Genomic DNA, 6,445 nt, shown 5'->3' with positions numbered 1-6,445 from the left:
TCGAAGACACCGTGGGATTCAAGGACTTCACCGGTGTCCCACTCGGAGGCCGGACGGGTCGACGAACTGGCCCGGCGGCTGGTCGAACCGGTCGGCCGGCTGCTGCGCACCGAGGTGCGCAGGGGCCGGGAGCGCAGCGGCAAACCGTACGACATGCGCCGCTGAGCCCGCGCCGGCCCGCGGACCGCCACGCCACCTGGCACGGCGCGGGCGAACGGGAACGGGAACGGCCGACAGCCGGCCGCGGCAGCGACATGACCGGAAGCACGGAGCAGGAGCAGAAGCGATGACCGACAACATCTTCGCGTCCAGTGTGTTCTTCAGCCTGACCATCGGCGGCAACGACCTGGGCGAGTTCACCACCTGCTCGGGGCTCGGCGCCCAGGTCGAGATCGAGCAGTACGCGGAGGGCGGCAACAACGGCTTCGCCTGGCAGCTGCCGGGCCGGATCACCTGGTCGAACATCACGCTGACCCGCGCGGTCACCGCGGACACCACCAAGATCGCCCGCTGGCTGTCCGAGATCGTCCGCAAGGTCGAGCCGAAGGACGGCGAGATCGTGGCGCTGCGGCCGGACCTGAGCCGGATCGTCGGCTGGCAGGTGCTCGGGATCGTCCCGGTGCGCTGGGAGGGGCCGTCCTTCGACCCCGCCAACTCCCAGGCGGCGATGGAGACCCTGGAGATCGCCCACGCGGGCCTGCGCCCCTCCTGACCCCCGCCCCCGAAACGCCCGGCCGCCGAAACGCCCCGCCCCCGAAACGCCCCACCCACGAACGCCCCGCCAGCCCGATCCACGGAAGGAGCACCAGGATGTCCTCAGCGGTCCCCGCCAGCGTCACCCGGGCCCAACTGACCATCATGGAGCCACCGGCCACGGTCGGCGCCCAGCCCGGCGGCACGCTCGCCCAGCTCCGGCTCCAGTTCAACCCGGCGACCCTGCGGCTCAGCAAGACCACCGAGTGGCGGCGCACCCCGTCCCGGATGGCCGGCGAGTCCGCGCTGCCCGAGTTCGTCGGCAGCGGCCCGCGCTCGCTCTCCCTCGACGTGTTCCTGGACTCCACCGCGACCCACGACAACTCGGTGGAACGGGCGGTGGAGCAGCTGATGACGGCGTGCGTGCCCACCCCGACCAGCTTGGCGCGCAAGACACCGGCCAGCCCGTGGATCCGGCTGGACTGGGGCACCCTGAAGACCACCTCGTTCAACGGGGTGCTGACCGGCCTGTCGGTCACCTACTCGCTCTTCGACGTCGACGGGAAGCCGCTGCGCGCGGTCTGCTCCCTCACCATCGACGAGGCCAGCGTCGACCCGGCCGGCCAGAACCCGACCTCCGGCTCGCCGGAGGCCCGCAGCACCCACCGGGTGATCGCCGGCGACAGCCTCCCGATGCTCGCCTGGCGCGCGTACGGGGACGCCACCGCCTGGCGCACCATCGCGGAGGCCAACGACATCGACGACCCGATGGCCCTGGTCCCCGGCGAGGACCTGATCGTGCCGGGCATCGAGGAACTCACCCAGAGCGGATCCACCGGAGGCGGACGGCCGTGACCACTCCCGAGGCCCGCGGCGGGCGCCCCTTCGCCGCCGATCCCGTCGTCGAGGCGCCGGGGCCGCTGCCGCCGATCTGGGCGACCCAGCTGGTCTCCTGCGACATCGAGGAGAGCGTCGGCCTGCCCGACACCGCCGTGCTGTCCTTCCGCGACGCCGACCACACCTTCCTCTCCGCCACCGGGATCACCATCGGCACCCCGCTGAAGGTGTCCGTGGTCACCGTGCAGGGCAACACCCGGGCGCGGCTGTTCACCGGCGAGGTGACGGCGCTGGAGCTGGAGGTGGACACCACCGGCTCGTACACCGTGGTGCGGGCCTCGGCGGTCACCCACCGGCTGATGCGCGGGCGCCGGGTGAAGGCCTTCCGCAACATGACGACCGCCGACATCGTCCGCCAGGTCGCCTCCGGCGCGGGCCTGACCTGCGGGAAGGTCGACTCCTTCCCGGTCGTCCACCAGCAGCTCTCCCAGGCGAACGTCCCGGACTGGGAGTTCCTCCAGTTCCTGGCGCAGGAGAGCGGCGCCCAGGTGCGGGTGGACGACGACGGGAAGCTGGAGTTCGTCCGGCCCGACCCGGCCTCCGGCGCACCGGCTCCCTCCACCCCCGCGCCGCAGAACCCGCTGGTGCTGGAGTACGGCCGCAACCTGCTGGAACTGCGCGGCGTGCTGACCGGCGCCGGGGGAGCGGACACCGTCGAGGCGCGCGGCTGGAACGTCACCACCAAGAGCGCCCTGGTCGCCACCGAGCCCGCGGTGACCTCCCAGGCCGTGCAGCCGGGGATGAGCCCCTCGGTGGTCGCCTCCGCCTTCCCCGGCCAGGCCCGGCTGACCGTCGCGGACACCCCGTACCGCACCCAGGCGGAGACCGCCTCGGTGGCCCGCTCGCTGGCCGCCTCGGTCGCGGCCGGCTTCGGCGAGCTGGAGGTGGTCGCCGAGGGCAACCCTCGGCTGCGGGCGGGCACCGCCGTCGCGCTGGGCAACGTCGGCGCCGCCTTCTCCGGCCGCTACACCGCCACGGGGGTGCGCCACCTGATCGAACCGTTCCGCGGCTACCGCACCACGGTCGTGGTCAGCGCCGCCCCCGACCGCTCGCTGGCCGGCCTGACCAGCGGCGGCAACGCGCCGCCGCGCGGGCCGCGGATGCCCGGCCTGGCCGTCGCCGTGGTGACCGACGTCCGCGAGCCGGGCGGCGGGCAGCGCGGCTGGGTGAAGCTCAAGTTCCCCTGGCTGGACGACACCTACGTCTCCGACTGGGTGCGTACCGTGCAGTGGGGCGGGGCCGGGGGCGGCGGCGTGGTCAGCCCCGAGGTCAACGACGAGGTGCTGGTCGGCTTCGAGCAGGGCGACCTCGACAGCCCGTACGTGCTCGGCGGGCTCTACAACGGCGTGGACCGGCCCTCCCCGCACGACGTGCCCCTCGTCGACGGGGCCTCCGGCAAGGTCAACCGCCGCTCCGTGGTGTCCCGTTCGGGCCACCGGATGGAGCTGCTGGACGTGCCCGGCGGCAAGTCCGGCGTCCACCTGGCGAGCGGGGACGGGAAGTTGGAGGTCAGCCTGGACCAGCAGCGCGGCGAGATCGTGCTGACCGTCCACGGCCCCGGCGGCGGGGCGGGCAGCACGGTGCGGCTGAACTCCTCCGGCATCACCCTGGACGCGGGCACCGGCGCGGTGAACGTGCGCGGCGGATCGGTCACCGTCCGGGGCACGACCTCGGTCAGCGTGGACGGCGGCGCCGAGGCGGTGCTCAAGGCGGCCCTCATCAGAATCAACTGACGTGACGTCAATGTGCAATGGCAGTATGACGAGTGCCCGCGACACAGCACGGCACCATCCGAAACGGAGACCGCAGATGCCCCCCGCAGCCCGGACCGGCGACATGACCGATCACGGCGGCGCCCTCACCACCCCGCCGCCGGGGGCCGCCCTCAAGGTGGCGACCGTGCTGATCGGCGGCCGCCCCGCCGCCGTGGTCGGCACCGTGCACGCCTGCGTCGTCCCCCCGCACCTGGCCCTGGGCCCCGGCGACGTGGTGCTGCCCTCCCCGGGCGCGCTGACCCGCGGCATGGTGCTGATCGGCGGCCTGCCCGCGGCCCGGATGGGCGACAAGACGACCTGCGGCGCCACCATCACCATCGGTGCCCTCAACGTGCTGATCGGGGGCTGAGCATGAGCGAGCGAAGCGAGGGGGGCGGCGCATGAGCGGCAGCTTCATAGGCCGCGGCTGGGCCTACCCGCTGCGGGTGAACGCCACCGGTGGCATCGCCATGGTGGAGCGGGACCGCGAGCTCGCGGAGGCGATCCGGCTGATCCTCGGCACCGCCCCCGGCGAGCGGCCGATGCGCCCCGAGTTCGGCTGCGGCATCCACGAGTACGTCTTCGCCCCTGGCGACAGCACCACCGCCGGGCGGATCGCCCGCGAGGTGCGCATCGCGCTGGAGCGCTGGGAGCCGAGGATCGAGGTCGACGACGTGGTGATCGCCTTCGACAGCGTCGAGGAGGGCACGCTCTACATCGACGTCCACTACACCGTGCGGGCCACCAACGACCGCCGCAACCTGGTCTTCCCCTTCTACACCATCCCGGAGCACCCGGAGGCCGAGCCGTCGGCCGCGACGAACGGGGGTTCCCGCTGATGGCCCTGCCCTCCCCGAACCTGGACGACCGCCGCTTCCAGCAGCTCGTCGACGAGGCCAAGCGCTACGTCCAGCAGCGCGCCCCGGAGTGGACCGACCACAACGTCTCCGACCCGGGCGTCACCCTGATCGAGACCTTCGCCTACCTGGTGGACCAGCTGCTCTACCGGCTGAACCGGGTGCCGGAGAAGAACTACGCGGCCTTCCTCGACCTGCTCGGCATCCGGCTGTTCCCGCCCGCCGCGGCCCGGGCCGAGGTCGACTTCTGGCTGTCCGCCCCGCAGGCCGAGACGGTCCTGCTGCGCGCCGGCACCGAGGTCTCCACCCTGCGGACCGAGACCGACGAGGCGGTGGTCTTCTCCACCGCCGAGGACCTGCCGATCGTCCCCAGCTCGCTGGAGCGGCTGGTCACCGTCTCCGCCTCCGGCGAGCAGTCCGACAGCACGGCCCGGCTGGCCGACGGCGCGGACGTGCCCTGCTTCCAGCGCCGCCCGGTGGCCGGGGACGCCATGCTCTTCGCCCTGCCGGCCGTGGTGCCGCGCTGCATCCTGGTCGTCCGGCTGGACAGCCGGGTGGAGGGCGTCGGCGTCGACCCGCGCCAGCCGCCGCTGGCCTGGGAGGTCTGGGACGGCGCGCGCTGGATCCCCTGCGAGACCGGCGAGGACACCACCGGCGGCCTCAACCGGCCCGGCGAGGTGGTCGTCTTCGTGCCCGCCGGCCACACCGCCTCGGTGATCGCCGGCCGCCGGGCCGGCTGGCTGCGCTGCCGGGTCACCGAGCCGCGGCAGGGCCAGCCGTTCTACTCCGAGTCGCCCACCATCCGGCGGGCCGAGGTGTTCACGGTCGGCGGCACCGCCACCGCCGTCCACGCCCAGACCGTCACCGACGCGCCGCTCGGCACCTCGGAGGGCGTCGCGGGCCAGCGCTTCCGGCTCGCCCGGCCGCCGGTGCTGCTCGACGGCGAGCCCCCGGTGGTCGAGGTCGCCGCGGGCGAGGGCTGGGAGCGCTGGACGGTCGTCGAGCACTTCGGCGAGTCCTCGCCGGCCGACCGGCACGTGGTGCTGGACGCGACCACCGGCGAGTTCCTCTTCCCGCCCGCGGTCCGGGAGCCGGACGGCGGCCTGCGCGCCTTCGGCGCCGTCCCGCCCAAGGGGGCGCAGCTGCGCGTCCCCCGGTACCGCACCGGCGGCGGGATCGCGGGCAACGTCGCCCGGGGCACCGTCACCGTGCTGCGCAGCTCCGTCCCGTACATCGCCCGGGTGGACAACCGGGAGGCGGCGCGGGGCGGCGTCGACGGCGAGACCGTCGAGAACGCCAAGGCCCGCGCCCCGCACCAGCTGCGCCTGCAGGAACGCGCCGTCACCGCCGGGGACTTCGAGCTGATCGCCCGGCAGGCCGCGCCGTCCGCCGCCCGGATCAGCTGTGTGCCGGCCGCGGGAGGGGAGGCCGGCGCGGTCCGGGTGCTGGTCGTCCCCGACGCCGTCGCGGACGAGGGCGACCGGCTGCGCTTCGAGCAGCTGATCCCCGACGAGCAGGTGCTGGCCACCGTGTCGGACGCCCTCGACGAGCGGCGCCTGATCGGCACCCGGCTGGTCGTCCAGCCGCCGTCCTACCAGGGCGTGACGGTCGTCGCCCGGCTCACCACCCGCTCCGCCGACCCCGAGCGGGTCCGCGAGGAGGTGCTCGCCGAGCTGTACCGGTACCTCAACCCGCTGCGCGGCGGAGCGAACGGCGCGGGCTGGCCGTTCGGCCGGTCGGTCCAGTACGGGGAGGTGTTCGCGGTGCTCCAGCGGGTGGCGGCCGTCACGGGCGTCGAGGAGCTGCGGCTGTTCCCGGCCGACCCGATCACCGGGCGCCGGGGCGCGCCCGCCGAGCGGGTCGAGGTCCCGGCGGACGCCCTGGTCTTCTCCCACCAGCACCAGGTCGTGGTCAGCGCGGCCGCCGAGGACGGGCTGTCATGACCAGAGCCGCGGTCCCCGGACTGCCCAGCCCCTACCCGATCGGCCGGCTGCTGCCCGCGATGTACGCCGACGACGACTTCGCCCAGCGGTTCACGGCCGGCCTGGACACCGTCCTCGCCCCGGTCTTCGCGACCCTGGACAACCTGCCCGCCTACTTCCAACCCGGCCTCGCACCCGCCGACTTCCTCGACTGGCTGGCCTCCTGTCTCGACCGCACCGCCGTGAAGCGCCTCATCGAGCCCGAGGAGGTCGCCCAGCTCGCCCTCTGGCTCTGCTCCCCCGCCGCCTCCTACATCACCGG

At 74.1% G+C, this 6,445-nt stretch carries 7 protein-coding genes; all 7 read left to right on the top strand.

All coding sequences use genetic code 11. The annotated features are described in order from the left end of the window. The first annotated feature begins 286 nt into the window (after positions 1–286). Complete coding sequence (locus tag AB0E96_RS36805) at positions 287–712, top strand: phage tail protein (protein WP_359830489.1); 426 nt, start codon at positions 287–289, stop codon at positions 710–712. A gap of 98 nt (positions 713–810) precedes the next feature. Next, a complete protein-coding gene (locus AB0E96_RS36800; protein WP_359830487.1) occupies positions 811–1,548 on the top strand; it encodes a LysM peptidoglycan-binding domain-containing protein in 738 nt (245 codons plus the stop codon). After that, positions 1,545–3,323 carry a VgrG-related protein gene (locus AB0E96_RS36795; RefSeq protein ID WP_359830485.1) on the top strand — a complete coding sequence of 593 codons (1,779 nt, stop codon included), beginning with the start codon at positions 1,545–1,547 and terminating at the stop codon, positions 3,321–3,323. Before AB0E96_RS36800 ends, AB0E96_RS36795 begins: the two co-directional genes overlap by 4 nt. A gap of 76 nt (positions 3,324–3,399) precedes the next feature. Then, positions 3,400–3,714, top strand: coding sequence for a PAAR domain-containing protein (locus tag AB0E96_RS36790; protein WP_359830483.1), 315 nt, complete (start codon positions 3,400–3,402; stop codon positions 3,712–3,714). A gap of 31 nt (positions 3,715–3,745) precedes the next feature. Then, on the top strand, positions 3,746–4,183 hold the full coding sequence (locus AB0E96_RS36785; RefSeq protein WP_359830481.1) for a GPW/gp25 family protein: 438 nt from the start codon (positions 3,746–3,748) through the stop codon (positions 4,181–4,183). Continuing rightward, the gene (locus tag AB0E96_RS36780; RefSeq protein ID WP_359830479.1) at positions 4,183–6,144 is read left to right on the top strand and encodes a putative baseplate assembly protein; all 1,962 of its coding nucleotides are present in this window, start codon (positions 4,183–4,185) and stop codon (positions 6,142–6,144) included. Before AB0E96_RS36785 ends, AB0E96_RS36780 begins: the two co-directional genes overlap by 1 nt. Next, positions 6,141–6,445: SDR family oxidoreductase (locus AB0E96_RS36775; protein ID WP_359830476.1), on the top strand; the 305-nt coding region annotated here is incomplete at its 3' end. The genes AB0E96_RS36780 and AB0E96_RS36775, both read left to right, overlap by 4 nt.

The organism is Kitasatospora sp. NPDC036755 (genome assembly GCF_040636595.1).
Lineage (GTDB): Bacteria > Actinomycetota > Actinomycetes > Streptomycetales > Streptomycetaceae > Kitasatospora.
Note: the sequence above shows the minus strand (reverse complement) of the source record. Positions and strands in the feature narration are given on the sequence as shown.